The following is a 25,715-nucleotide window of genomic DNA, read 5'->3' as shown; positions in this document are numbered from 1 at the left end:
CAGTAAAGAAAGGATGCCCCCGCAGCGTGAAACGACCACGCCGGGAGCAATCCGTACGGCCGCACTGAATGCAAGACCGCGTCAGCAACAAGGCAGGTATCGTCTGCAACCTGGCGTCGAGCAACCAACTCGGAGAGCGCCAAACCCGTGGATACCAGACTAGCTGCGTCAGGCAGGAACCACCACCCGGAAAGCCCACCTTTTCAGCGTGCTTACGAGGTGGTCGCCGCCGGCGTGGGCAGTCAATGCGCCGATGTTGGCTGCGACGCGTTACTTCGCGGGCACCGACGCACCCGTCGCCGGTGTTGCCGCCGCCTGGCTCGCCGCCGCCGCGCGGTCCTTCTTGTTCGCCTGATGGCGACCAACGACACAGCCGACACCAGCACCGATGACCGCGTGCTTGCCAGCGACGTGACCAGCCACGCCACCGACCGCCGCACCGGCAAGACAACCCTTGGCACTAGCCTCTCCGGCCAACAGCGCAGCACAAGCGAACACAACCAGCGACAATTTAGAAACGTTCATGGACAGCCTTCAGAAGTGATTTCAATGGACAACGGTGCTTCACGCAGACCACACCGTATCCCGGACTGCAGGTCAATCAAGTCGATAGGGTCGCGGTACGCTACCGGGGACCGCGTCGCGGTTATCGGAGATTGCTGGCGGCGACGTTGCGGTTGATCACGTCGACATGCCGCTCGTGCCGGTCCTCGTTGCGCGCCACCACCGCATCATGACGGACATGGCGGGCGTGGGACAAGGCACGACGATCCTGGTGCAGGTCTCTTTTTTGGCTGTTGATGGCGCGCTGGTCCTGCAGGCGGGCGCTATTGGCGCGCTGTGCACCGGCCAGATCGCCGCGCGACAAGGCAACGTTTTCACGATGCTGGTCGACGTTGCGGGCATGCCGGTCAGCCTGCAATACCTGCCGGTCCTTCCGCACGTCCTGCTTCTGATGCAGAACAGCCACCGTGTCCTGGCGGATGGCATGGTTGTCGGCGCGGATCTCGCGGGTTTCCTGGCGGATGGCGGCATTGTCTTGCTTGACTTGTGCCACCGCCGGGCTTTGGGCGAAGGCGGATGTACCGAGGACTGACAACAGGGTAGCGACGAGTAGGGAGGAGGTTTTCATGATCAGCATTCCAGTTCAAATGAAGGTGCGGTAGGACCGTCGCTGCGGCATGCCTCTCACAACGTGACCAGGTGCACCGGCGAAGACGACGAAGCCGTAAGCCGTGTTGCAAGATGTTAATGAACGGGCCTCAGCGACAATCCGCTGCGGCTTGGCTAAAACCGGTCAATGGCCTCGGCGTTCCGGAACAATATTCAGGTGATGGCGATCGCATGGATAAATTTCTTAAATGGAAACGTCATGACCATGCGCATTGATCTGCCATCGAAGCAGGGGAATTTATCAAAGGAGAGGGCAATAAAAGGTTTATATCGAAATGTCACCTGCTGATTATTTCTGCAAGGAACAACAAAACAGAAAGCGGTAACCCGCCGGGCATCAAACGTAGGAATAGCATTCGAAAATTGTTTCCCGCAATGCAGCGTCAATGGCGACATGGCTGCACAATCCTGCCGAATCGATCTGACGACTGAACGGCATTCATCTTGAAACTTATGCCCGTATTCTGTGAACAACATTGTGCATAACCCTGCTGAACACCTCCGCAAGCCAGTTATGACAAGGCATCGCAGCAATGCCTTTTATTTAAGCAACATCTGCTGAGGCTCCCGTCTCGCCATTGATCGTCGTAACTTCACCGTCTTTGGTAATCAACTTGGAACGTTGTTTCGATGCGCATTGCTCATCAACGAATCAGCGCGGACGGCCAGTCTTCCATTAGCAACTTGCTACTATCGACTACCAACAGTCCTCTGCAGATACCACTAATGCAATCCACCTGCCCGAGCTCGCCATCCCATTGCGCTGCCGTCAGTCACCTGACCCCGCTCCCGCGTGCGGCAAAGTGGCGGCACAACAGCGGCTCCGCCATGGTCGAATTCACCGTCATCGGCCCCCTCATCACGCTACTCGGGCTGGCGATGCTGCAATACGGTCTGCTCTACTTCACCAAAAATCAACACAACCACGCCAGCTTCATGGCGGCACGCGCCGGCAGCACCGGCCACGCTGATATCGGCACGATCGAGAATGCTTATGCGCGAGCGCTGGTTCCCCTCTACGGTGGCGGCACCGACCCGGCCAAGTTGGAGGCGTCCTACCAACGCGCGCTGGCTGACGTCAAGGCACAGTCCCGCATCGAATTGCTCAACCCCACATCAGAGAGTTATCGCGATTTCAACAGCCCGCTGCTCCAGGCCCGCTACAACCTGCCCGACAGCAAGCACGTGATTCCGAACAGCGGTCAAGCCCTCCGGCCGGCCAGCGTGATCTCCCCGCTGTCGGGACAAAACATCCAGGATGCCAATCTGCTAAAACTGCGCATCACGACCGGCTACCGACCACAAGTGCCGCTCGTCGGAGCGATGTATGCAAACTACTTGAAATGGGCAGATGACGGGACCAGCACAGCGCGTACTGCGCTGCTCGTCGCCGGGAGGATCCCCGTGGTCATGCATGTCACGGTGCAGATGCAGTCGGACGCCATCGAAGGTCCGACGGTGACCTTCCCCGGGATGGGCAATGGCGGCAACCCGACGGACCCGGGTATGCCACCGGGCCCCACCAGCCCGCCGTCCGCCTGTGCGACCGCTTTGTGTACCCAACCGCCGTCCGATCCGGCACCTACGCCAACGGATCCGGGCGGTCTCTGTCCGAACGGCTATTGCGAGGTGTGTCCCAAGACGGTACCAGTCACCACCACCCTGCCCGGCGACATCAACTTTGCGTTCGGCCAGTCAACATTGACGGCCGCCGGCATGCAGCAGCTCGATGCCTTGATCGTCAGTGCCCGGGCCGGCAACTATGCCGCCGTCGCCATCACCGGCTACACCGACCAGATCGGCAGCGCCGCCGAGAATCTGGCGCTGTCGCAAGCACGGGCGCAAACGGTCAGGCAATACCTGATCGCGCATGGACTCACCGACCGGCCGATCACCGCGACCGGTGCCGGTGCGACAAATCTGAAAGTGGAACTGGCGCAGTGCAGCGGCAAGACCGGTGCAGCACTGCAAGCCTGCCTCGCCGATAACCGCCGCGTTGAAGTCACGCTGATTCCGTGATCGACAACCATGACCACCGTCCCTGACCCTGACCGACACCCGACCATGCCGATCCCTTCTTCCGTTCGCCGTTACGCCCTGCTCCTCGCACTGCTGCTCGTATCAGCCTCACCACTGCATGCCCAGCAATCCACGGCCGCGCCCGGCACCGGCGCCCCGGGCGTCATCGAGTGCACAAAAAAACAGACCGGGGACCCGAGTATTAACTGCGCTGGCGCGGGCAATCCGATCAACCTGATCACGGGTAACAAATACCAGCGGGAAGTGGATATGGCCGCCCTGCCCGGGGTGTTCGGTCTGGAAATCGTCCGGCACTACAACAGCGCCTACAGCATTCCGGGTGCCCCCAACGGCCTGGTCGGACGCGGCTGGAAACTGTCTTACGAAACGGCGCTATTCGCCATCGGCAACAGCATTCAGATTGTGATGGCCGACGGCACGCGCCTGATGTTTGGTCGCGACCCGCTCAACCGTGCGCTGTGCCAGCCGGCCGATCCGGCCAACGGCACTGTGACGATCCGCCGGACACCGCGCGATGGCGACGAATACCTCTGGCACCGCACCGATGGCACGGCCTATATGTTCGACAGTAGTGGCAATCTGATCCAGATCGTCGCGCCAGGCGGGGAGTTCGTCAGCCTGCTCTATGACGGCGACGGCCAGCTCATGCAGGTGACCGATCCGCAGAACCGGCAACTGCGCCTGCATCGGCCGGACCGGAAGACGCGCAGCAAGACGCAATTTTCCGGCGTGGAGAATATTGACAGCCCGGTCGGCCGCTTCCGTTACCACTACGGCAGCACCCTGCCAGCAGGCGCGACGGTCGCCCCGATCATGCTGGCGGCCAATCTGGTGGGTGTCGACTTTCCGGGTGGGGATGACAAGGTCCGCGATAAAGCGGCCAAACCGGACGCTTCGCGAAATCCATCCACTGCACCGGATGGCCCCATCGCACGCCAGTACCATTACGAAGACCCGCAGCATCCGACCCGCCTGACCGGCATCAGCGTCGTCGGCAAAACTAACGGTCAGGTCGTCACCCAGCGCCTGTCCACCTTCGGCTATCAAGCAGACGGCCGCGCCATCCTGACCACACATGCCAACGATGTCGACCGCGTCACGCTCGCCTACCCGGCCGCCGGTACCACCGTGCTGACCAACAGCCTCGGCCAGACCACCGTCTACCAGCACGCCAGCATCGCCGGAGAAAACCGCATCCTGGAATCCCGCGGTCCCGGCTGCCGCTTGTGCAGTCCCACCAATGTCCGCTTCAGCTATGACGCGCTGGCGCGCGAAATCACCGCGACCCAGCTCGATGACCAAGGCATGCCGGTACGTACGACGCAGACACAGCGCGATTATTACGGCCGGCCGCTCGCGATCAGCGAACGCACTTATCGGAATGGCGCGGCAGGACCGGCGCGGGCACAGGTGCGGTATGAATACGCACCGGGCGCGCTGCCGGCACCGGTTCGGGTAGCCCGTCCGAGCATGGTGCCGGGTCGCGAAGCAATCACGGACATCGCCTATAACGACGTCGGCCAGCCGCTCTCGGTGACCGAAACCGGCTGGGCTCCAGCCATCGACAGCGTTACTCCGCAGCCAATCACCCGCAAGACAAATTACCGCTACGACCGCATCAACCGCCGCAGCCTGCTGGTGCAAGTCGATGGCCCACTGGCCAACGGACCGGCCGGCACACCCGCTGACTCTGACATCACCCTGTTTCACTACGACATGCGTGGCAGCTTCCTGACCGACACCGTCGCCCCCGGTAACCGCCTTACCCGCGTAACGCGCGACGAGGAAACCGGCCGCCCCACCGTCATCGAATCCGGTGATGGCAGCAATCCGGCGCAACGTACGGTCATCACCAGCAACCTGCAAGGTCAGCCGGTCCGCATCGTGCGGGAGCGCGCAGACAGCCCGGCACGGCAGGCAGACCAAAGCAGTTGGCGCCCCTGGTTCGCACGCAACAAGGACGAAGACAGCACCAAGTCAACCCGGCTGATCACCCACATTACCTATGACGCACAGGGACACCCGCAACGCCTGACCCGCCCCGATGGCAGCTGGCTGGCCGTCCGCGCCGACCAGGCAGGCCGGCCAATTGGCCTGACCGACCAGGATGGCCATCGCATTGACCGAACACTCGACAGCGAAAGCCGGTTGCTGACGACGCTACTGCATAGCAGTGCGATCAATGCGCCGCTCGATGCCAGCACTTCCTACCAGTACGATGTCCGCAACCGCCTGACCCAACAGACCGATCCGGCCGGTGCCGTCACGCAGTACGCCTATGCAGAAGCGACCGGCCAGCTGGCGACCAGTACCGATGCCCTGCAACGCACTACGGCATTCGCCTACGACCCGATCGGCCGGATGACGGCGGTGACCCAGAACGCCGGCACCGACCTTGCCGCGATCACGCGCGCGACCTACCTGCAAGACACGTCCGCGCTCAGTAGCCTCATCGCCGCCAATGGTGCAACAACCAGCAACCTGACCGACGACTTCGGTCGCACGCTGGTCATCGACAGTCCCGACAGTGGCCGGCAAATTGCGCAGTACGATGCCGCCGATCGCCTGATTGCCCGCGTTGACGCCAACGGCAACCGCACTGACCTCACGTGGGACATGGCCGGCCAGATGATTACCCGCCGTGTCAGCGGCCATGACAGCAGTGGCCAGCCGACGGAGCAGCGAATCACTTACCGCTATCAGGGCAACCGCCTGATTGCCGTGACCGATCCGCAGCAAATCACCACATTGCATTACGACGCCAACGGCCATGTCGTCGAAAGAACTGATCATCTCACCCGTGCCATCGAACGCGACAAGCCGGCGCTGGCTTTCACAACCCGCTATCGCTACGACGCACTGAACCGGTTGGAGGCAACCACGCTCGCCTCGGGTGAAACGGTCCGTATCACCTACGGCCCGGCCAGTCGACCGCAACGCATCGACCTGGTCAGCGCCGACGGCAAGTTCACTCGAGCGCTCGCGACCGATATCGAATTGCATCCGTTCACCGGACTGGCTGGCTTCACGCATGGCAATGGCGTGAGGACGCGCTACGAGCGCAATCCCATTACCGGGCGGCTGGTCGCGCTGAAAGTGGGTGTGCCTGCACAAGGCAATCCTGTCACACAGGCACTGTTGACCTTGCTGCCTGACGCGCAGGCCGCCAACGACAAGGCAGCGGCCAGTGCCAAGGACCGCGCCACCGGCCAGCAACTGCGCAATCTGCTCTACGCCCAGCGCCTTGACTACGACGTCATCGGTCGCATCACCGCCATTGCCCGCACCCGGATCGGCCAGGCAGCACCGGAGAGTGAACAATACGATTACGACCATCAGGATCGGCTGAGCAAGGTGAACACGCCGACCGAGCAGGTCGCATGGCGCCACGACGCCGTCGGCAACCGTCTGTCGGAAAACACGGATCAAGCGCTCACCTATCAGCCCGCCAGTAACCGTCTAGTCGGCATCAGAGACGCTGACAAACGCACCGCCTACACGTATGACCCGGCAGGCAACCCGACAACCATCGGCGACAAGTCCTACGTGTACGACGTCATAGGCCGCCTGCAGCAGGTCAGCGACGGCAAAAAAATCGTCGCTCGTTACGCCTACAACGCCCACGGCGAGCGCGTCAGCAAGACCGTGACCAATGCAGAAGGTATCGCCCACACCACGTATTTCCTCTATCAGGGCAATCGACTCGACGCCGAAGCCGACGAGGCAGGTCGCATCACTGCGCAGTATCTGTACGTCGACCAGATGCCGGTGGCAAAGCTTGCGTATGGCAACACGCCTGCCGAAACCGGCCTCCTCGCCACCCTCCGACGCTGGCTCGGCTTGCATGACAAGTCCACCGATAGCCAGGTCTACGCAATCCACACCGACCATCTTGGCACGCCGCAATTAGTCACCGATGCGCAGCAGCATCCGGTCTGGCAAGCCAGTTACTCCGCGTTCGGCAAAGCCAAGGTGTCGACAGAAAAAATCATGCTGAATTTGAGGTTGCCCGGTCAGCACTTTGATGTCGAAACGGACAAGCATTACAACCTGCATCGGGATTACGATCCGCTGGTGGGGCGGTATTTGACGAGTGATCCGATTGGATTGAAAGGTGGTTTTAATACTTACAGCTACGTAGGTGGAAATCCATTGTCATTCGTGGATCCACTGGGATTACGCGATGTAATCGTTGCTGTGTGGACTTCACAGATCCCAAGTGGTTCGGTCGGGCATGTTTTTGTGGGTGAGATGAATGGCACTACGATCACTAGCCAATTCCCGACTCCTCATGGCATTGAAGGTGCCAACACGACTAAGTCCTGGCTTGATACCGTTGCCGCGGAGGGAAGATTGCCGGATTCTGTTTATCAAGTTACCGTGTTGGACGATAACGCATTTGATGCCGCTGCCGCGGTGGCTAGAGGACTCCCAAGATGGTCTGCATTTCCGAACGGAACGACATCAACAAACTGCACAAACGCATCCAACAGTGCTCTAAAGGCTGGTGGGGTCATCGGCATTTCTTCAGCGAGCTCGGCTTGGCCAAATTGGATGAATACGGACTTAACAATCGCTTCATGGTTCGGCAAACAAGTAACTAAATTACCGGCGGCACCATGGTGAATTTATCATTTAAATCTTTGCGCCTTGTAAATTGGGGTGCGATTTCTTCAGTTTTCTATCTGGTTATTTTTTTTATCTCTCTCGCAAACGCTTTCGTACGAAATGATAGTGAACCTCAGTTAGTGCTAGCGTTTTTTGGCTTTCCCCTTACTTGGCTTTTCTATTTGATATTTCATCCATTTTTGGAGTGGGTGGGGCCGTTCGGAGCAGTATCACGCAGAATAGCCGAGTGGCTTCTTTTAGGGATGGCGGGCGTCATTCAGTACTGGTTAATCGGAGCTACTGCAGCTTATTTGATTATCGGCAAGCATCGGAGAGAAAGTGAAGCAGAGCGCATAGAGTCTGGAGACTAAACAGCATCACCCGTCTGTGATCATTAATAGGATAGGCAATACAATTTCATCAAACAGTCCATTTTTTTAACACCTAAAAGTATGCGCCGTGAATTGATTATTAAAATTTTTTTAGGTCTATGCTGGAGGGGAGTTACGGAATACTTTTGATGAACTATATAGACTGACTTATCTTTTTAATTGAATACTTTAAACAGCTGAACTCCAGCGAACCCTGACAACTACTAGTAGATCAATGAAATTTTTAATTGATTGCGTGTTTATAAAATGAAATTAACAAGAAAAGTTACGCCCATATTAATCACAACTCTTTTCATAGCAAGCCCATTTATTTTAGTTTTTTTTGCAACATATACGTTAGCTCTTGCACGACCTACGAAATTATCATCTGATTTACTTGAATGGATTTATCTTCACCCGTGGGCAATTATCGGGCTATCCAGCCTCTCACCAATTTTTATTTCTCTAACAATCTTTCCAGAGAAGCGTACTTTTATGTTGATAATTGCATTAGCGCTTTTATTTTCAACTTGGATTGTTGGATGGTTTTTATATGCTCTAGGAGCATGTTATGCCGGTTATTGCATATAAATTACTGCTACTTTTTTTACAGTTTTAGCAAAGCTAACTAAATACGAAATCTGATCAGAAAAAAATTCTCGCGGATGCATTTTCTATTCTTGCGAAAAATGCTCGCTTGGTTCGTATGAGCAGACATCCGTGAGCTCCATTCCGTTTCCACTAAACATCGATAACGCCTAGCTAATCAATGGGCTCAAACATCCGCGTTCACTTCCACGCATTAAACTGCCTCAGCCATACCTCCCTGGCATTCTCTGAAACAATCTGACCGAACTGCATCCCCACCAGCAACGAAGCGCTAGGACTACGACCTGTTTGATCACCCGCGGCAGTTCGCGACTCCGTCCCCGAATCACGTTTGAAGCTTTGACACCGTCGGCAGTCGGCTTCGGTTTCACGTTCACCAATCTTGTACCAGCCCCCTTGAACAACACACCTCCCCAGGCATCCTGTAACCATACCCACCCCACAGGAGCCAACCATGGCAACCCCCAACATCACGGTTAGCGGCGCTACCAGTCAGCCGCCATCCCTTCTCGGGCAACGCACCACCGCCCTGCGCACCGCCGGTAAAATCCGCGCCGGCATCAAGGTCCTCACCAAAAACGCAGCCGCCAAACCGCGCGCCAAATCGTTGTATGAACATGGTGTGCAAACCAACCGTTCTTTCGACGACATCGCGTGCGACATCACGCAGGCCGTTCCCAATCTGACGGTGCCCCTGGTGCCGAAGAACGTGCCTTATTTCACGGTGCGACCAGGTGACTTTCCCAATCCGGCTACCGCGGCACAACTGCTCGACGCATTCGGTGAAGAACGGGGTGACGGCATCCGACGCCTGTATCGCTTTCCTGCCATTTTTCCGTCGGATGACTGGCACACCGTGATGCCGCACGGGTTTGTTGCGTGGGGTGCGAATGACCGGCGCTACTGGTCGCAATACTCGCCCGATGGGCAAGTGCGGCACTGCATGACGTATGCACCAGTGCCCAGGGATCCCGACAGCAAGCGCGTCATCCGCATTTTCGGCGGACGCAAGGCGATTCCGCGCGCAGACAATGGCGGCCTCTGCGACCCCGAACATTGCCCGGAATACCAGCACCGGCAATGCAAGCTGTCCGGTCGCTTCGTCTTCTTCGTCCCGGGCATCCCGTCGGCAGATGCGTTCGAGCTGCCAACGAACAGTTTTTATGCGATGAACACCGCGATGCAGACCTTTCAGACCATGGCATTTCTGCGCGGTGGGCGTATTTCCGGCTTCCTCGACGACAAGCGCACGCCGTTCTATTTCACCAAGAAACTCACCGAGATTACCCGCATCGACGACGATGGCCGGCCCGTGCGCGTGGCCCAATGGCTCATCGCCATTGAGGCGCCCTGTGACGTAACGGCACTACTGCATGGCGACGACGACACCTTGGCCATCGCGGATGCAGCCCGTTCGGCCGAAATCCTTGAAGGCAAAGGCGATACCCAGTTGGTCGCTGAAGCACCTCCGGAACCGGCACAAGCACCCCCAGCACCACCTCCTTCGACGAATGCAATCACCACCGACGACACCATTGCCAGACAAAACCGCATCCTGGAATCCGCCAGCCCCACCAACGTCCGCTTTATTGGGAAACACAATCGTGAACACAAACACCACCCTGCCCAACATGGGTACCTCGCCGGGAACAGCTCCGTTTTGCATCCACTCCATCCCGCAGCGTTCGCGGCGATTTCGCCGAAGGTAGCTTGTCATCAAAAGACCTCCATAAAAATCAATGCACATCGTCACCTGTGCTCGTTCCCCGATGTAAAGTGCTCAACGTTACTGCGCGTGGATTTATTCAACAATGCCGGTCATCACCGTACGGTGTCTGCTCCGGAGGTGTTTACAGATTTGTAGATTCTGTCGCAGCTGCCGAACCAGCGTGTCAGTCATGTAGACTACCGGTTGGTCGATTTGGATCTATTTTTCAAGGCAATGCGGTCTTCAAACTGAAGTGCAGCAAAACTCAAATAGATGCGCGTTACTGTCATCGATTTTTTTTATCCGTCCAAGTCAACGACGGCCGCCGCTCCAGTTTCTGCCCGGTTATCAGTTTTTTGTACAAAACAGACCAACGTTGATATAAAAAACACACGGCCAGCACAATATCCGATGACAATCTCACAGGTTAATGTTCAGGCAATCAATATGTTGAGAGTTCTTAAAGCACCGACGGAACGTCGGCATCCAGCACTAAAACCCCGATTGCATTTACGCGATCCGGACATGTCAATTGCCAGCTACTGGCAGCTTAATCAGAACCTGCTGGTATCGGCTGATACCGGGACGACCATCGCTGCCCTGCCGCGTCGTCATCATTTACCGCCGTTGATCAACGGGGCGTCGCTCTTGCGCTGCCACTACGTGATCAAAGATGCCGCATCAAGGAGCGAGATCATCATCAAACACGTGCGCAGAATGCAAAAAGTCGGAACCGACCACCCGGCACGTCCGGCCCACCGATGAGTAGCGCTGCCGACACAATGCTGCCGCGGGCAGGCGGTCCCTACAGTATCAAGCGCCATGGCACCAGTTTGACTGTGTGCGAAACCGAGCCAGTTCAGGCGCCCGGCTGCATTCAGGCGCACGGGGTTTTGCTGACGGTACGCCGCGCGGACTTGACGATCCTGCAGGTCAGCGAAAATAGTGCTGACTTCCTTGGAAAATCCCCTGAACAACTTCTTGGCCAGCCATTACGTTCCCTGCTCGATGTGCGGCAGGAGGCACGCTTGCTGGAAATGCTGGCGACGGGTTCTATCGAACGTAACGCCTTGTTTGCTTTTACGTTAGCGGCGAATGGCAGCGTGCCTCCGCTCGACGTCAGCGTACACACCACCAACGGCGTCGTTGTGCTTGAGTGTGAGGCAACCGGACGCAGCGTCAGTCATCTGGTACACCCGGACGGTGATTTTTTTGCGCTGGTGCGAGCGGCAGTCAGTAGGCTGCAAAACATCACAGGACTCCTTAACTACTGCGACCGGATTGCGCACGAAGTGCGCGCTATTACAGGGCTAGACCGTGTGATGGTCTATCGTTTTCATGCAGACATGCACGGCGAGGTGGTGGCTGAGAGCAAGCTCGATGAGCTTGCACCCTGGTTGGGGTTGCACTATCCGGAAGCCGATATTCCCAGGCAGGCGCGCGATTTGTACAAGCGCATCTGGATTCGCCCGGTACCAGACGCCGCTGGCGCGCTGGTGGAAATGGTGCCGTTGGCCGAGCCGGATAGCGGCCAGCCGCTGGATATGACGCACTGTACCTTGCGCGGTGCGTCAGTGATGTACACCGAATACCTCGCCAATATGAAGGTGGCCGCATCGCTAACGATGCCGATCCTAATCGACGGCGAGCTGTGGGGCCTGATCGCCTGCCACAACCAGTCACCAACTACTTTTCCGCACCAGGTGCGCGGCGCCTGCGAGCTACTGGCGCAGGTAGCGTCCTTGCAGCTCAAGTCCAGTGACTCCATCGACCAAATGACTTACCGCTTGAAGGTCGAGGAGATCCATCAGAAATTAGTGATGAAAGCGGCGCGGGAAGGCGATCTGCTGGCGTTATCGGACCGACAGCCTTCGCTGCGTGATGCGATGGACGTCGAGGGTGCGGCGCTCTATCACATGAACCGCTGGTGGTGCGCCGGAAAGACGCCGGACGAGACGCAGCTCGACGCCTTATCGGACTGGATCAACCAACGTCCGGAGTTCGATTCGCTCACCCGGCCGGCCTATGTGACTGACCAGCTGAGTCGTGCCTATCCGCCTGCAGCCCAATTCGTCGACGTCGCTAGCGGCTTGCTGGCGGTGCAGATTTCGCGCACCCGACAGGATTTGATCATGTGGTTTCGTACCGAGACGATACGCAAGGTCAACTGGGCCGGTAACCCGGACGACAAGCCACTGGTGCCCGGACCGCACGGCATGCGCCTGACCCCGCGTCGCTCGTTTGAGGTGTTTGTCGAATCGGTCCGTGCGCGCTCGCGGCCGTGGTCGGAGCTGGAAGTCGATTGCGCCTTGCGATTACGGCTACTGATCATGGACCTCGTCATCTCATCTGGCGAGCAGATAGCCGATTTGAATGTCGATCTGACGAGTAGCAATGAAGAGCTTGATGCGTTCGCGTATGTCGCCTCGCATGATCTGAAAGAGCCGCTGCGTGGCATACACCGCTACGCGCACCAGTTAATGGAAAATATGGAGGGATGGGGCAGCGAGCACCGTCAGCGGCTGGAGAGTTTGATGCGACTCACACTGCGCATGGACAGTCTGCTTGACTCGCTGCTGCATTACTCGCGCGTCGGCCGCACGTCGCTGGAATTCGCGCCGACAGATCTGAACGAAGTGGTAAATGAAGCACTCGAGATGGTCGGCGTACGGCCCAATGAAAAAACCTGCCAGGTCGTTTTCACGCGGCCGTTGCCGACGGCGCTGTGCGACATGATCAGAGTACGGGAAGTGTTCAGTAACCTCATTAGCAACGCGCTAAAGTACACTCAAAAAAAGGTGCCGCGCATCGAGATCGGCTTCATCACTGTCGATGAAATCAATCATCGACCGAAAGCGCCAGCGACAGCCGACGGGCATTCCATCTATTTTGTGCGCGACGATGGCATAGGTATCGAAGAACGCCACTTCGAACAAATTTTCCGTATGTTCAAGCGCCTGCACGGGAGCGACGAATTCGGTGGCGGTGTCGGTGCCGGGCTGACGGTAGTCAAGAAAGTGGTCAGCCGCCACGGCGGCGACATCTGGCTGGATTCAGTTCCACATGGCGGCAGTACTTTTTATTTCACCCTGCCCTGTTTTACCGACGATGGGTTGAAGAAGGGCAGGATAACTTTATGAGCCAGTCTGGACAGATGTTGGTTGCCGACGATGGCAACGTCGATCGCCATGACACGCGCCTGCAACCCTCGACAACGATCGTCATCTGCGGGTTGACGGGGACGCTATTACCCTCCGGACGGGAATTCACACAATGAGCAGCAAAGCCTGTCACATTCTGATCATCGACGACAGCGCTGACGACCGCGCCAATCTGCGGCAAATGCTGCTGCGCGGGTCGGAGCGGCGCTATCGATTCACCGATGCCGAACTCGGCTTGAAAGGACTGAAGTTGATCGCCGATGCGCGACATGCGGCGCCTGACAAGCTGCCGTTTGATTGCATCCTGCTCGACTTCAATCTGCCCGATATCGATGCGCACAGAGTGCTGCTGGAGCTGTGCGCTGAAAATACACTGCCTCCTTGCCCGGTAGTGGTCATCACTGGCTGGAACAGCGTGGACAGCACAGTTGGCGGCAAACTTTTGCGTGCCGGGGCCCAAGACTATATTGGCAAGAGCTGGACCACCCCGGAGAGCATTACGCGCGCCATTGAAAACGCGATAGAGCGCTTCGACTTGATGACGCAGCGCAGTGTCGAGGTGCGTGCCCTCAGCGAGTCGGAGGGACGCTATCGCAATCTGTTCGACTCCATCAGCGATTGCATGTGTGTACTGGAAAAAATCGAGAACCAACCGGGCACGGCGTTGGACTTTCGCTGCGTGGCAACAAATCCGGCTTTCGCGGCAAGTTACGGTGTATCTAGCGTGGCCGGAAAAACCTTGCGGCAGATACTGCCGAATGATTCCGAGGACTGGTTCAACATCTATGATCAGGTTTGGTCGACTGGCTTTCCGGCCCATTTCGAAAGCACCATACCCGCAGAGTCGCGGGATATTGAGGTGCGCGCGTTCAACATCGGTGAGCCGACCGCAAGAAAGCTTGTTCTCATCCGCAATGACATCACGCAGCGCAAGGAGTCAGAGCGGAAACTGTTGAAGCTGGCGCAAACACTGCGCGATCAGGATAGTCGTAAAGATGAGTTTCTGGCTATGCTGGCACACGAGCTACGTAATCCGCTGGCCCCGATTACCATGGCCGCCAGCGTGTTGCAGCGAGCGGGCATTGACCCGATAACGCTGCGTGAAGTCAGTGCCATCGTGTCCCGGCAAGCCGAACACATGACTTGCCTGGTGGATGATTTACTCGATGTATCGCGCATCAACAAAGGCCTGGTCACGCTGAATCACGACGTGCTTGATCTCAACGATATCGTGGCAAACGCGATCGAGCAGGTACGCTCATTGATAGATAAAAAGGAACACAAGCTCTCCATTCACATGACTGGCAATGCGATGTATGTCGTCGGTGATCGGGTTCGGCTGGTTCAAGTCTTTGCGAATATTTTTACGAATGCCACCAAATACACACCGAAAAACGGTGAAATTGGCGTTGAACTCTCCATCGATGGAAACCGTGTCTGTGCGACGGTGCGCGATAACGGCATCGGTATGAGCGAGAGCCTGTTGCCACATGTATTTGATATTTTTACGCAGGCCCATCGAACGTCAGATCGCATGGACGGTGGTTTGGGGCTGGGCTTGTCGCTGGTGAAACGTCTGGTTGGTTTGATGGGCGGTACCGTAACGGCACACAGCGATGGTCCATCAACGGGTAGCACCTTTGTGGTGACTCTTCCCTTATTTGACTATGCGCCAGTGGCTACGGACAAGGCAGTCACTGCAGTGGCCGGCAACCTAAGGGGAAAACATGTTGTGCTGGTGGATGACAACATCGATGCAGCGACCACGTTGGCAATATTGCTGGAGTTGGAAGGTCACACGGTATCAGTGGGCTATACAGGCGAACAGGCTCTTCATCTGGCATTTGCTGATACCCCCAACCCGCCACAAGCATTTTTTCTCGATATCGGTTTGCCGGGGATAGACGGATACGAGTTAGCCAGAAGGCTACGCGATGACCTTAGAACATCCAAAGCGCTCCTGGTCGCAATCAGTGGTTATGGACAACCTCAAGACTGCGAAAGGTCGCGTTTAGCAGGATTTAACCACCACATTGAGAAGCCGGCTGATCTGTCCAGACTGCTGGAACTACTGAATGCAATACAGTGAGCGCAATACAGTAAGCGTAATATCGCCAGTGACAGATCGAAAAATACCAGCGTGATTGAATGCATCGAAGCCATGTCCAGCCGGTGGTACATCGTCTGACGGATTGCGTCAGCCCAACAGCTCCGCCAACGTACGCGCAATAACCTTGGTGGCACGTCGCAAGTCATCAAGCACCAGATGTTCATCTGCACGCTTGGCGTTCGACTCCAGCACCGTGCGCGGTCCAGCACCATAAATCGCAGCCGGAATACCGGCTGCGCCGTACAGCCGGACATCGGTATACAGCGGCGTCCCCGAGGTCGGGATCGGTTCGCCAAAAACGGCTTCGCCATGCCGCTGTAACGCGTCGACTAACCCAGCATTGCCCGACTGCGGCTGCCACGCCTCGGCCAGCAGCAGACGCTTGATGTCGACCTGGATGCCGGGCACCGAGGCAGCAGCTTCAGCGATCACGCCACGCACGTCGGCTTCGACTTCGACCGGATTTTCTTCGGGGATCATGCGGCGATCGAGCTTGAACACGACCTTGCCCGGTACGACGTTGGTATTGGTCCCTCCTTCGATGCGGCCGACATTGAGGTAGGGATGGGTGATCCCGGTGACCCCTGAACGAATCGCCTTGTAGCGCTGGTTCTGCGCGTACAGGGCAGTGAGAATCGTATTCGCACCTTGCAGTGCATCGATGCCGGAGTCGGGAATCGCCGCATGCGCCATCTTGCCGTGCACCGTCACTTCCATCTGCAGGCAACCGTTGTGCGCGTTGATAACCTGGTAGCTGAAACCGGCGGCGATCAGGTAATCGGGGCGGGTCAGCTGGTGACGCAACAGATAGCCGGGGCCGAGCTCGCCGCCGAATTCTTCGTCGTACGTAAAGTGCAGTTCGACGCTGCCGTTGAACGCCACGCCCAACGCATCGAGTGCCCGCATCGCGAAGGTGTAACTGGCGAAGTCGCTCTTGCTGACCGCCGAGGCACGGCCATACAGCTTGCCATCGATGACGGTGCCGTCATACGGACCGACGCTCCAGCCCTCGCCCGGCGGCACCACGTCACCGTGAGCATTGAGGGCGATGGTCTTGCCGTCGCCGTAGCGACGCCGCACGATCAGGTTGGTGATCGAGGCCATGCCGACGGCAACGACCTCGGCCTGAGGTACCGGATACTGTTCGACCTCGAAACCGAAACCCTGCAGCAGGCCGGCGGTGTGTTCGGCATGCGGGGCGTTGTCGCCGGGCGGCGTGTCGGTCGGGATACGCACCAGCGCTTGCAGGAAGCGGACTTCGTCGTCGAAGTGCTGATCGATCCAGGCATCGAGGGCTTGGCTGTGGTCAGGAGGTGGTGTTGTCATGCAATGTCCGTATCCGGTAATCAGGCAGTGGAAGAAATCAATCGGTTCCCCCGCACCCTACCTCAATCATCGAGCTCCGGGTAATGCCGCCAGATATCATCATTATTAAAAGCCAGCCGTCTTTTCGAGCGCAGATAGCGCGCCACGGTGGGCACCTGCGCAACCCGCTGCTGCAATGCCAGCAGGCGCGGCACCTCGGCACCGACCCGCGCCATCGCCTTCGGAAAGGCATAGCCCAGTCCGGCCAGCATCTGGAACATCGACAGGTCGACATAGGTCAGCGTATCCCCTACCAGCCAGGTGTCGCCGGCCGGATTGCGCTCGAGGATGCTCTCGAAGTAGTGCAGGAATTTGCTCAGCCGTTCGCGCCGGAATTCAGTCGAACGACGCAGCGCCTCCGGTTTCTGATCCTCGTAATACGCACTGCCGCCGACCGGATGATGGGTGTCATGGACTTCGCCGACGAAGTCGGCAATGGTCAGTTGGCATTGATGCACCCAGGCCCGGCCGGCCTCGTCGGACGGCACCAGCTCCAGTTGCGCTCCGAGCGCCTGCAGGATACTTGCGACCTGCGCGATGACCGCGCCATCAACGCGGATGAACGGCGGCGCAAAGGGCGGATGGGTGATGGCGGTACTTTGCAAAGTCTCGAGCAGCTGCGTCATGCCCTCTTCGCCGCGCGCCACATCGATGTAGTCGGCATCGGCCGCTTCGAGTACCAGCCGGATGAATTCGCCGCGGCCCTGGATGTCGGGCCAGTAGTAGAGTTCGATCTGCATGTCTTGTATCCTTCGTGTTTTCAATTCCTGCATGAGCATTCCATGGAAGATCTCGACCAGCGTTACCAAGTCCGCCAGCGCAAGGCCAACCCCGACGAGAAGGATGTCCCAGTTTACGCCAAGGCAATGATAGGCAAGACCGGCGCGTTCGAAGGCGTCTCGTTCATCCGCAACAAGGACAAGGCATCGGTGATGACGATGGCGCTCGCGCAGCAAGTCATCGACTGGACCGAAGCGCGCAAGACCCGCGCCGGCGAATACGTCACCACCATCATTTGCAAGGGTCAGTAAAGCCCACTGGCCGCGCAATTCGTAGGGTGCAATAACCGGAGGGCATTGCACCTTACAATTGCCGCGACCGCAATTCCGAAAGCTGCTCGATAAACGGAACCGGGCTGGAGCAGACAATACGCAGGCACGGTCCCCCGAGGTGCTGCGACCTCTCATCGAGCCTGCCGGCACTCCTCGCAAATCCAATGCAATTGCAAATAAAAGTTAATTTTTAAATATTTTATTTACATAACGACAAGAAGGGCAGATAGTCCGTAACGTTAGAAGACAAACCGCAACACTGTCACTCAACCCTCATCACCATCAAGAAAATAATCATGGCCCAATTACGTAACATTACACTCGCCGTTTCCTTGATAGCAGCTTCGTCGGTGATGATGTCGACAGCGCAGGCAATACCTCCTCCTCCTCCTGCTACGCCAACTTGGGTAGAAACATCCAACCCCCTCACAACAGGTTTCAGCGCCGGTACAAAGACCGTCACCTACGGCCCGGTAGCGGCACAAACCGTCTGGGTGTACGACGGTGCTCACGTTGGAGCCCAAAGCGCCAGCGCTATCAAAAGCCTGCTGGAAGATCAGTTCAACCTGCCAACAGGTACTAACAGCACATTGAGATTTGTTAAAACCGGCGGACTCAGTTTCTCCAGCTCAGGGTCGTTCAGCATTGCAAACAGTTTCGACTACCTCGCAGTCAAATACAACAAGGGCGAACTGCTGTTTCACTGGGCTCAACCGATCATCGCGAACACCGTTCTGTCGCTTGGCGGACTGGGTAACGGCGCTGCTGTCTACCACGCCTACAGCTCGGCCATCGATCAGCTACCACCTGTCTCGGCAGTCCCGGAACCGGAAACCTACGGCATGATGCTCGCCGGTCTGGGCTTGCTGGGTTTTATGGCACGGCGGCGCAAACCGGTCTGAAAATTGGCGGCATGCACTGCTGCTACGGTCATCCCGGAAGCTGCTCGATATCGTGTCGGGCGGCTTTTTTTTATGACGTGCCCGCAGTCAACGCCGGCAAATGCACCGGCACCGAATCACATCGATGCACAATTCAATCACACACAATCCATCGTCTGACGGACTGCGTTAGCGCAGTATCGTAGCGTGGGCAAGGCTTCACCGTGCCCACGCGGTGCGGTTGCCTAACCGGATGCGGATCCCACTCCGCATCGCCAAGCCGTAGTATCTACGACGCTGGCTGCGCTATGCGTGGATTGATCACGGCGAAAAGGGCCGGGTCAATCAGCTCCGGCGGCAGCCACCCGCGCAAACGGAAACGCCTGCGTCAACAAGGCTTCGAATTCGACAGCAGGCATCGGCCGGTTGAACAAATATCCCTGGCAGGAGTGGCAGCCCAGCGTGGCCAGACAGGCGCGCTGACCGGCGTTTTCGACACCCTCCGCAATGACTTCGAGCCCGAAACTGTCTGCCAGACTGACGATGGTGCGGGCGATCGCCGCATCACCCTTGCTGGTCTGGATATCGCGCACGAAGGACTGATCGATCTTGAGCTGGTTGATCGGCAGAATCTTGAGATACGACAGCGACGAATAACCGGTACCAAAATCATCGAGCGAAAATCCAATACCCAGCTTGCGTAGCTCGGTCATCCTGGCACTACTTTCCTCGATGTCGTCGAACAGCACGCTCTCGGTCATTTCGAGCTTCAGGTGGCACGGATCGACGCCGGATTGCGCGATCGCCGCGACCACGTCAGCGACAAATTGTGGATGACGGAACTGACGCGCGCTGACATTGATGGCCAACTGCAGATCGGCCGTGTCGGCGTGGGCCTGCCATCTGGCGAGCTGAACGCAACCGGCGGAAAGTACCCATCGACCGAGCGGCAAAATCAGGCCACTCTCTTCGGCCAGTCCGATGAAGTCCACCGGCCACAACAAGCCGCGGGTCGGGTGCTTCCAGCGGATCAGTGCCTCGACGCCGGACAGTTTGCCGTCACCACGCACCTGGGCCTGAAAATGCAGTTCGAATTCCTGATTGGACACCGCCATGCGCAACTGGCTTTCCAGTAATGCGCGGGCCGAGACGGCAATTTGCATCGAGGGCGCAAAAAAGCGCTGCGTGTCGCGCCCGGCCGCCTTGGCCTGATACATCGCCATGTCGGCACGCTTGAGCAGATCGGTGACGACCGTATCGTCAGGACCAAACAGCGTGACACCAATACTGGCCGTCGAGTGGTAGTTGCAGCCGGCGATCTGATAGGGCTGGCGCAGCAACTGCAGGATTTTATCGCTGACCACAGCGGCGTGGCTGGCGGCGGAATCAGGCCCCTCGTCGAGATCGACCAGCATCACCACGAATTCGTCGCCCCCCAGCCGGCCCACGGTATCTTCAGTGCGCACGCAACTGCTCAGACGCCGCGCGACCTGCTGCAGCAACAGGTCACCCATGTCATGCCCGAGCGTGTCGTTGAGCGTCTTGAAATTATCGAGATCAATGAATAGCAGCGCGCCCGCATGCTGCGACCGCAACCGGTTGCCCTGCACCTGTTGCAAGCGATCGAGTAGCAACAGCCGGTTGGGCAGGCCGGTCAGGCTGTCGTAAAACGCCAGGTGCTGGATTTCGGCCTCGTTGGCCGTGCGTTCGGTGATGTCGGTGTCGATCGCCAGCAGCGACTTCGGCTGCTTATTGCTATCGCGCGCCATCGACCAGTGCCCTTCCACCAGCACCACGCTGCCATCCTTGCGGCGCTGATGCAGCGTGCCTATCCATTCGCCGCTGTCGCGCAGCTGGGACTGGATACGTTCGATGTCGGACGGCGCCAGCAGCGATTCGGGCAAGACCTTGCCGCGCGCTTCGGCCGCACTCCAGCCATACAAGCGCTGCGCGCCGGCATTCCAGAACTGCACGCGCTGGTCGGTGTCGCGCACGATGATCGCGTCATGCGCCTTGTCGAGCAGCGAAACATGATCGGCCAGCTTGCTGTCGGCTTCCTGCCGTTCTATTTCACCGGCGGCGCGGATGGCAAAAATCTGTAGCGTCGAGCGGATCACTGTCGTGCGCAACAGCGGCTGCCGGAACAACACGTAGAGCACACCGAGTGGCTGGCCATCGAAATCATCGAGCCGTGCCGCGGCATAGCCCTGCGCACCCAGTTCGGTGAGCAGCGCGTCGGCCGGATAGCGGCTGGCGACGCGGTCGCAAATCATCCAGGCGCGCTGCGTCAGCAGGTTTTCGCAGGGCGAGCCGGCCAGCACAACATCGAACGGGGAAACCCGCTGGCCATCCGCAACGCCGGCCAGCAAATGCATCCTGCCGCCATCGCCCGATAAATGACGCGCAATGAATCCGGCATCGGCACCCAGAGCATCGGTGACGCTGACGACCAGCCGCCAGAGAAATTCGGCACCATGGCTCGAGGACAGCGCGGTGGCGGTTTTCAGCATCACCGACGCGGTATCGCTGTGATCGGCGCGCGACCGCAATCCGAGCAAGGCCACTGCCATCAATCGCGTCAACCGGACCAGCAGATGGACTTCGGCATCCGGCAACTGGCCGGACGTGTCGCGATACAGCGCGAGAACGCCGAAGGTGTGTCCGGTATCACTCAATGGCAGGCAAATCATCGACCTCAGGCCATTGCCGATGATGGCATCGCGCCAGGCCAGCAGCCGCTCGTCGGTGCGCATCTCGGCACACTCGACGATCTGTCCGGTACGCACCGCTTCACCGGTCGGACCGCTGCCGAATTTCGATTGCAGCGACCAGCTGGTTTCTATGCCTTCGAGATAATGTTCGCCGCCCGACTGAGCAATTGGCCGGATGGTCAGGGAATCATCTTCAAGCGCCTGACCGATCCAGCAAAAACGGTAGCCGCCGGCCGCTGTCATCAAGGCGCTGAACCCATTGAGCAGCAGATGCTCGCTCGACGCCAGCGCGATCAGGTCGGCACAGGACGACAGCATCTGCAACGCGCGCGGCTGCAGGTCGTCGCCCGCATGCACATCCACCTGATTCCCCGGAGTCTCCATCCTGTCTTTCCCTAGCCGGCCATTGTTGGCGCTGCATTGTGGCACGGCTTTTTTGTCTGATAAAGCATTGTTTTATTTACATCTTCGTAGCAATGACCAACAGAAACGCAGCATCGCGCTGAAAACGAAGCCGTCTAACAATTGATTAAAACTGAGGGTTGATTTTCCTCAAACAATCGCCACATCAGGCACTTCCGGCGACGCCGTGAACGTACACTTCGACACTTTTCGCATTACGGAGTAACGCATGGAGCACTCTCTTTGACCACTTCCGCAGCATCGTCTCTTTCTTTTCCGATCACCGACTGGGTCAGCCGCAGTCGCCAGAGCGTCTGGCATCCCTGTACGCAGATGCAGCATCTCGATGCGATGCCGTTGATACCGATCAGCCGTGGGCGTGGTGCCTGGCTCATCGACATGGAAGGCAAACGCTATCTGGACGGCATCAGTTCCTGGTGGGTCAACCTGTTTGGCCACGCTAATCCGCGCATTAACAGCGCCCTCAAGTTGCAGCTCGATGAACTCGAACACGTGATGCTGGCCGGCTTCACGCACGAGCCGGTGGTAGCGCTGTCGGAACAATTATCGGCGCTGACCGGCGAACGGCTGGGCCATTGTTTCTATGCCTCCGATGGTGCCTCGGCAGTCGAGATCGCGCTCAAGATGTCTTTCCATTACTGGCAGAACCGTGGTCGCACCGACAAGCGCGAATTCGTTTGCCTGGCCGGCAGCTATCACGGCGAAACCATCGGTGCGCTGGCTGTCACCGACGTGCCGCTATTCCGGACCGCCTACGGCCCGATGCTGCAGCAAGTCCACGTCGTACCCAGCCCCGATGCGCGCAAGGCCGAACCCGGCCAGAGCGCCGCCGATGTTGCTCTGGCGGCAGCCGCCGCGCTGGAGCACTTGCTGGAGCAGCGCGGCGAGCACATCTGCGCGTTGATTGTCGAACCGCTGGTGCAATGCGCCACCGGCATGGCGATGCACGATCCGGTCTACCTGCGCACGGTGCGGGCGCTGTGCGAGCGCTACGACGTCCACCTGATCGCCGATGAAATCGCGGTCGGCTGCGGTCGCACCGGTACCTTCTTTGCCTGCGAACAAGCCGGCATCTGGCCCGACTTCCTGTGTCTGTCAAAAGGCATCAGCGGTGGCTATCTGCCCTTGTCGGTGGTAATGACACGCGACGCCATCTTCGAGCAGTTCTACGATCCGGCGATGGCACGCGGCTTTCTGCATTCGCATTCGTACACCGGCAATCCGCTGGCGTGCCGTGCGGCGCTGGCCACGCTGGCGATTTTTGCCGATGACCATGTGCTGCTGGCGAACCGTCGGCGTGCGGCCCGCCTGACTGCCGCACTGGCCCCGCTGGCAGCGCATCCGCAGGTCAGTCACTTCCGGCAACGCGGCATGATCTGGGCCTTCGATGCCGTCACCGATTTGTCGGCGGGCGATTTTTCGCGGCGGTTTTTCAGCACTGCGCTGGAACACGAACTGCTGCTGCGCCCGATCGGCAAGACCGTCTACCTGATGCCGCCCTATATCCTCGACGATGCCGAAACCGATCTCCTCGCCAGCCGCACGCGCGCCGTGTTCGACCATGTGGTGGGCGCATGACGACCCGCCTGATCACGTCGCTACAACAGCGTCTACATCAACTCGAGGTACGCGGCCTGCGCCGTCGCCGGCGCACCACCGACTCGCCCTGCGCACCGCAAGTGCAAGTAGACGGCCATACCAAGCTGGCGTTTTGCAGCAATGATTACCTCGGCCTGGCCGCCCATCCGCAAGTCATTGCGGCGTTACGCGAAGGTGCCAGCCGCTACGGTGCCGGCAGTGGCGCCTCACATCTGATCAGCGGGCACTCGCGCGCCCACGCGTTGCTCGAAGAACGGCTGGCCGAATTCATGGCACCCGACATCGAGGCGGCGCGCACACTGACGTTTTGCACCGGCTATCTGGCCAACCTGGCCATCCTGTCGGCACTGACCGACCGCGATACTGATTTGTTTTGCGAACAATTAAATCACGCGTCATTGATCGATGGCGCACGGCTTTCGCGGGCCAGCGTGCAGGTGTATCCGCACGGTGCGGTGGACCAGCTGGCCGTCATGCTGGCGGCCAGCCGCAGTCCCGGCAAGATGGTGGTGACCGACAGCGTCTTTAGCATGGATGGCGATCTGGCCCCGCTGGCTGCCTTGCTGGCACTGTGCGAACAGCATGATGCGTGGCTGCTGGTCGATGACGCGCACGGCTTCGGCGTACTCGGCCAGCATGGCCGCGGCGCGCTCGAACACGCCGGTATCCGCTCGCAACGGCTGATCTACATGGGCACGCTGGGCAAGGCGGCCGGTGTCGGCGGTGCGTTCGTCGCGGCGCACGAAAGCGTCATCGAGTGGCTGCTGCAACGCGCCCGCCCCTACATCTACAGCACCGCAACGCCGCCGGCGCTGGCCCATGCGCTGCTGACCAGCATCGACCTGATCGCCGGCACCGAGGGCGTGCACAGGCGCACGCATCTGCGCAACCTGATCGGCGAATTCCGCAGCGGCCTGCAATTGCAGCACTGGCATTGCCTGCTCTCGGAAACCCCGATACAACCGGTCATCATCGGTGGCAATGACGAGACGATGGCCGCTGCCGCCAGCCTGTACGAACGGGGCTACTGGGTCGGTGCGATCCGGCCCCCCACCGTGCCGGTCGGCACCGGCCGGCTGCGCATCACGCTATCAGCCGCGCATTCGCGTGACGAAGTCGCCCAGCTGGTCGGTGCATTCAACGGCTTGCAGGCATGAGCGCGCGCTTTGCGTGCTTCGTGACCGGCACCGATACCGGCGTGGGCAAAACGCTAGTCAGTGCGGCGCTGGTGCACCTGCTAGCCGAAGCCGGACTTGGGACGGTCGGCATGAAACCAGTCGCCGCCGGCGCGACGATCATCGATGGCCGGCTCGCCAACGAGGATGTCGACCAGCTCGCTGCCGCCGGCAATCTGGCGCTGCCATCTGCATGGTGCGCGCCCTACATCCTGCATGCGGCCGCCGCACCGCACATCGCGGCAGCGCGCGAAGGCGTGTCGATTTCACTGGACCATTTGCTCGATTGTTACCGCCAGCTGGCGGCCGGTGCCGACGCGGTCGTGGTGGAAGGCGTAGGCGGATTTAGCGTGCCGCTGTCGGATGACGCCGATACCGCCGACCTGGCGCAGCAACTGGGTTTGCCGGTGGTGCTGGTGGTCGGCATGCGGCTGGGCTGCATCAGTCACGCGTTACTCACCGCTGAAGCGATACGCGCGCGCGGCTTGCGGCTGGCCGGCTGGGTTGCGAACCTTATCGATCCGGAGATGGGCTATTTACCGGACAATATTGCCGCGCTAGTGGCTAGACTGGAGGCGCCGCTGCTTGGCGTGATACCGGCGTTGGGCGGGCAGGCTTCGTTCATTGACGCGTCGCGTTTTCTGGAAGCCGAATTAATGGCTGGATGGCCGTCGGCATCGGCCCATACCGACAAGTAGTTTTTTCAATCCTCATACCTGTTGTGGTGGT

At 58.8% G+C, this 25,715-nt stretch carries 19 protein-coding genes; 13 read left to right on the top strand and 6 right to left on the bottom strand.

All coding sequences use genetic code 11. The features are described from left to right. Positions 1–270: 270 nt before the first annotated feature. The 3 genes from RHM62_RS10535 to RHM62_RS10525 form a co-directional block, all read right to left on the bottom strand. On the bottom strand, positions 271–525 hold the full coding sequence (locus RHM62_RS10535) for a hypothetical protein (RefSeq protein WP_322122063.1): 255 nt from the start codon (positions 523–525) through the stop codon (positions 271–273). A gap of 121 nt (positions 526–646) precedes the next feature. Next, the gene (locus RHM62_RS10530; RefSeq protein WP_322122062.1) at positions 647–1,132 is read right to left on the bottom strand and encodes a hypothetical protein; all 486 of its coding nucleotides are present in this window, start codon (positions 1,130–1,132) and stop codon (positions 647–649) included. Positions 1,133–1,326: 194 nt separating this feature from the next. Then, positions 1,327–1,569 (bottom strand): hypothetical protein, encoded by a 243-nt coding sequence (locus RHM62_RS10525; RefSeq protein ID WP_322122061.1) that lies wholly within the window; start codon positions 1,567–1,569, stop codon positions 1,327–1,329. A 432-nt stretch (positions 1,570–2,001) separates the two neighbouring features. On the opposite strand from RHM62_RS10525, the gene RHM62_RS10520 reads away from it, so the two are divergent. From RHM62_RS10520 to RHM62_RS10485, 8 genes are all read left to right on the top strand, one after another. Next, entirely contained in the window at positions 2,002–3,192 is a 1,191-nt protein-coding gene (locus RHM62_RS10520) for an OmpA family protein (protein WP_322122060.1), read from the top strand. Between the two features lie 9 nt (positions 3,193–3,201). Continuing rightward, a complete protein-coding gene (locus RHM62_RS10515) occupies positions 3,202–7,839 on the top strand; it encodes an RHS repeat-associated core domain-containing protein (RefSeq protein ID WP_322122059.1) in 4,638 nt (1,545 codons plus the stop codon). Beyond that, positions 7,833–8,192, top strand: a complete 360-nt coding sequence (locus RHM62_RS10510) for a hypothetical protein (RefSeq protein ID WP_322122058.1) — start codon at positions 7,833–7,835, stop codon at positions 8,190–8,192. Before RHM62_RS10515 ends, RHM62_RS10510 begins: the two co-directional genes overlap by 7 nt. Before the next feature lie 1,063 nt (positions 8,193–9,255). Then, entirely contained in the window at positions 9,256–10,665 is a 1,410-nt protein-coding gene (locus tag RHM62_RS10505) for a hypothetical protein (RefSeq protein ID WP_322122057.1), read from the top strand. 117 nt (positions 10,666–10,782) lie between these two features. Further along, positions 10,783–11,274 carry a hypothetical protein gene (locus RHM62_RS10500; RefSeq protein WP_322122056.1) on the top strand — a complete coding sequence of 164 codons (492 nt, stop codon included), beginning with the start codon at positions 10,783–10,785 and terminating at the stop codon, positions 11,272–11,274. Beyond that, positions 11,271–13,649 carry an ATP-binding protein gene (locus RHM62_RS10495; protein ID WP_322122055.1) on the top strand — a complete coding sequence of 793 codons (2,379 nt, stop codon included), beginning with the start codon at positions 11,271–11,273 and terminating at the stop codon, positions 13,647–13,649. The genes RHM62_RS10500 and RHM62_RS10495 overlap by 4 nt, the downstream gene beginning before the upstream one ends. After that, positions 13,646–13,786: a hypothetical protein gene (locus RHM62_RS10490; RefSeq protein ID WP_322122054.1), complete on the top strand. Its 141-nt coding sequence runs from the start codon at positions 13,646–13,648 to the stop codon at positions 13,784–13,786. The genes RHM62_RS10495 and RHM62_RS10490 overlap by 4 nt, the downstream gene beginning before the upstream one ends. Beyond that, positions 13,783–15,759 (top strand): response regulator, encoded by a 1,977-nt coding sequence (locus RHM62_RS10485; RefSeq protein ID WP_322122053.1) that lies wholly within the window; start codon positions 13,783–13,785, stop codon positions 15,757–15,759. Before RHM62_RS10490 ends, RHM62_RS10485 begins: the two co-directional genes overlap by 4 nt. A 108-nt stretch (positions 15,760–15,867) precedes the next feature. Here RHM62_RS10485 and RHM62_RS10480 read toward each other — a convergent pair whose 3' ends face one another. After that, entirely contained in the window at positions 15,868–17,106 is a 1,239-nt protein-coding gene (locus tag RHM62_RS10480) for an ArgE/DapE family deacylase (protein WP_322122052.1), read from the bottom strand. Positions 17,107–17,168: 62 nt separating this feature from the next. Beyond that, positions 17,169–17,885, bottom strand: a complete 717-nt coding sequence (locus RHM62_RS10475; protein WP_322122051.1) for a glutathione S-transferase — start codon at positions 17,883–17,885, stop codon at positions 17,169–17,171. A gap of 42 nt (positions 17,886–17,927) precedes the next feature. Here RHM62_RS10475 and RHM62_RS10470 point away from each other — a divergent pair, with 42 nt between their 5' ends. Both RHM62_RS10470 and RHM62_RS10465 read left to right on the top strand, forming a co-directional pair. Beyond that, positions 17,928–18,176 carry a hypothetical protein gene (locus RHM62_RS10470; protein WP_009666822.1) on the top strand — a complete coding sequence of 83 codons (249 nt, stop codon included), beginning with the start codon at positions 17,928–17,930 and terminating at the stop codon, positions 18,174–18,176. A 317-nt stretch (positions 18,177–18,493) separates the two neighbouring features. Continuing rightward, the gene (locus RHM62_RS10465) at positions 18,494–19,099 is read left to right on the top strand and encodes an FxDxF family PEP-CTERM protein (protein WP_322122050.1); all 606 of its coding nucleotides are present in this window, start codon (positions 18,494–18,496) and stop codon (positions 19,097–19,099) included. Between the two features lie 320 nt (positions 19,100–19,419). On the opposite strand, the gene RHM62_RS10460 is transcribed toward RHM62_RS10465, so the two are convergent. Further along, positions 19,420–22,173: an EAL domain-containing protein gene (locus tag RHM62_RS10460; protein WP_322122049.1), complete on the bottom strand. Its 2,754-nt coding sequence runs from the start codon at positions 22,171–22,173 to the stop codon at positions 19,420–19,422. 261 nt (positions 22,174–22,434) lie between these two features. On the opposite strand from RHM62_RS10460, the gene bioA reads away from it, so the two are divergent. From bioA to bioD, 3 genes are read left to right on the top strand one after another with little or no spacing between them, the layout of a single operon-like run. Next, positions 22,435–23,790: an adenosylmethionine--8-amino-7-oxononanoate transaminase gene (bioA, locus tag RHM62_RS10455; protein ID WP_322122048.1), complete on the top strand. Its 1,356-nt coding sequence runs from the start codon at positions 22,435–22,437 to the stop codon at positions 23,788–23,790. After that, a complete protein-coding gene (gene bioF, locus RHM62_RS10450; RefSeq protein ID WP_322122047.1) occupies positions 23,787–24,968 on the top strand; it encodes an 8-amino-7-oxononanoate synthase in 1,182 nt (393 codons plus the stop codon). Before bioA ends, bioF begins: the two co-directional genes overlap by 4 nt. After that, entirely contained in the window at positions 24,965–25,684 is a 720-nt protein-coding gene (bioD, locus tag RHM62_RS10445; protein ID WP_322122046.1) for a dethiobiotin synthase, read from the top strand. Before bioF ends, bioD begins: the two co-directional genes overlap by 4 nt. Positions 25,685–25,715 lie beyond the last annotated feature (31 nt).

The organism is Actimicrobium sp. CCC2.4, from assembly GCF_034347385.1.
In the GTDB taxonomy this organism is placed as follows: domain Bacteria; phylum Pseudomonadota; class Gammaproteobacteria; order Burkholderiales; family Burkholderiaceae_D; genus Actimicrobium.
This window is presented reverse-complemented; position numbering and strand designations above follow the sequence as displayed.

What these genes read in the sequence shown, in the direction of transcription:
- RHM62_RS10530 (WP_322122062.1), bottom strand. Translation starts at nt 1,132, where the DNA reads ATGAAAACCTCCTCCCTACTCGTCGCTACCCTGTTGTCAGTCCTCGGT.
- RHM62_RS10465 (WP_322122050.1), top strand. Translation starts at nt 18,494, where the DNA reads ATGGCCCAATTACGTAACATTACACTCGCCGTTTCCTTGATAGCAGCT.
- RHM62_RS10480 (WP_322122052.1), bottom strand. Translation starts at nt 17,106, where the DNA reads ATGACAACACCACCTCCTGACCACAGCCAAGCCCTCGATGCCTGGATC.
- RHM62_RS10460 (WP_322122049.1), bottom strand. Translation starts at nt 22,173, where the DNA reads ATGGAGACTCCGGGGAATCAGGTGGATGTGCATGCGGGCGACGACCTG.
- RHM62_RS10515 (WP_322122059.1), top strand. Translation starts at nt 3,202, where the DNA reads ATGACCACCGTCCCTGACCCTGACCGACACCCGACCATGCCGATCCCT.
- RHM62_RS10505 (WP_322122057.1), top strand. Translation starts at nt 9,256, where the DNA reads ATGGCAACCCCCAACATCACGGTTAGCGGCGCTACCAGTCAGCCGCCA.
- RHM62_RS10485 (WP_322122053.1), top strand. Translation starts at nt 13,783, where the DNA reads ATGAGCAGCAAAGCCTGTCACATTCTGATCATCGACGACAGCGCTGAC.
- RHM62_RS10470 (WP_009666822.1), top strand. Translation starts at nt 17,928, where the DNA reads ATGGAAGATCTCGACCAGCGTTACCAAGTCCGCCAGCGCAAGGCCAAC.
- RHM62_RS10475 (WP_322122051.1), bottom strand. Translation starts at nt 17,885, where the DNA reads ATGCAGATCGAACTCTACTACTGGCCCGACATCCAGGGCCGCGGCGAA.
- RHM62_RS10500 (WP_322122056.1), top strand. Translation starts at nt 10,783, where the DNA reads ATGCGCGTTACTGTCATCGATTTTTTTTATCCGTCCAAGTCAACGACG.
- RHM62_RS10510 (WP_322122058.1), top strand. Translation starts at nt 7,833, where the DNA reads ATGGTGAATTTATCATTTAAATCTTTGCGCCTTGTAAATTGGGGTGCG.
- RHM62_RS10535 (WP_322122063.1), bottom strand. Translation starts at nt 525, where the DNA reads ATGAACGTTTCTAAATTGTCGCTGGTTGTGTTCGCTTGTGCTGCGCTG.
- RHM62_RS10520 (WP_322122060.1), top strand. Translation starts at nt 2,002, where the DNA reads ATGGTCGAATTCACCGTCATCGGCCCCCTCATCACGCTACTCGGGCTG.
- RHM62_RS10525 (WP_322122061.1), bottom strand. Translation starts at nt 1,569, where the DNA reads ATGTCGCCATTGACGCTGCATTGCGGGAAACAATTTTCGAATGCTATT.
- bioD (WP_322122046.1), top strand. Translation starts at nt 24,965, where the DNA reads ATGAGCGCGCGCTTTGCGTGCTTCGTGACCGGCACCGATACCGGCGTG.
- bioF (WP_322122047.1), top strand. Translation starts at nt 23,787, where the DNA reads ATGACGACCCGCCTGATCACGTCGCTACAACAGCGTCTACATCAACTC.
- RHM62_RS10495 (WP_322122055.1), top strand. Translation starts at nt 11,271, where the DNA reads ATGAGTAGCGCTGCCGACACAATGCTGCCGCGGGCAGGCGGTCCCTAC.
- RHM62_RS10490 (WP_322122054.1), top strand. Translation starts at nt 13,646, where the DNA reads ATGAGCCAGTCTGGACAGATGTTGGTTGCCGACGATGGCAACGTCGAT.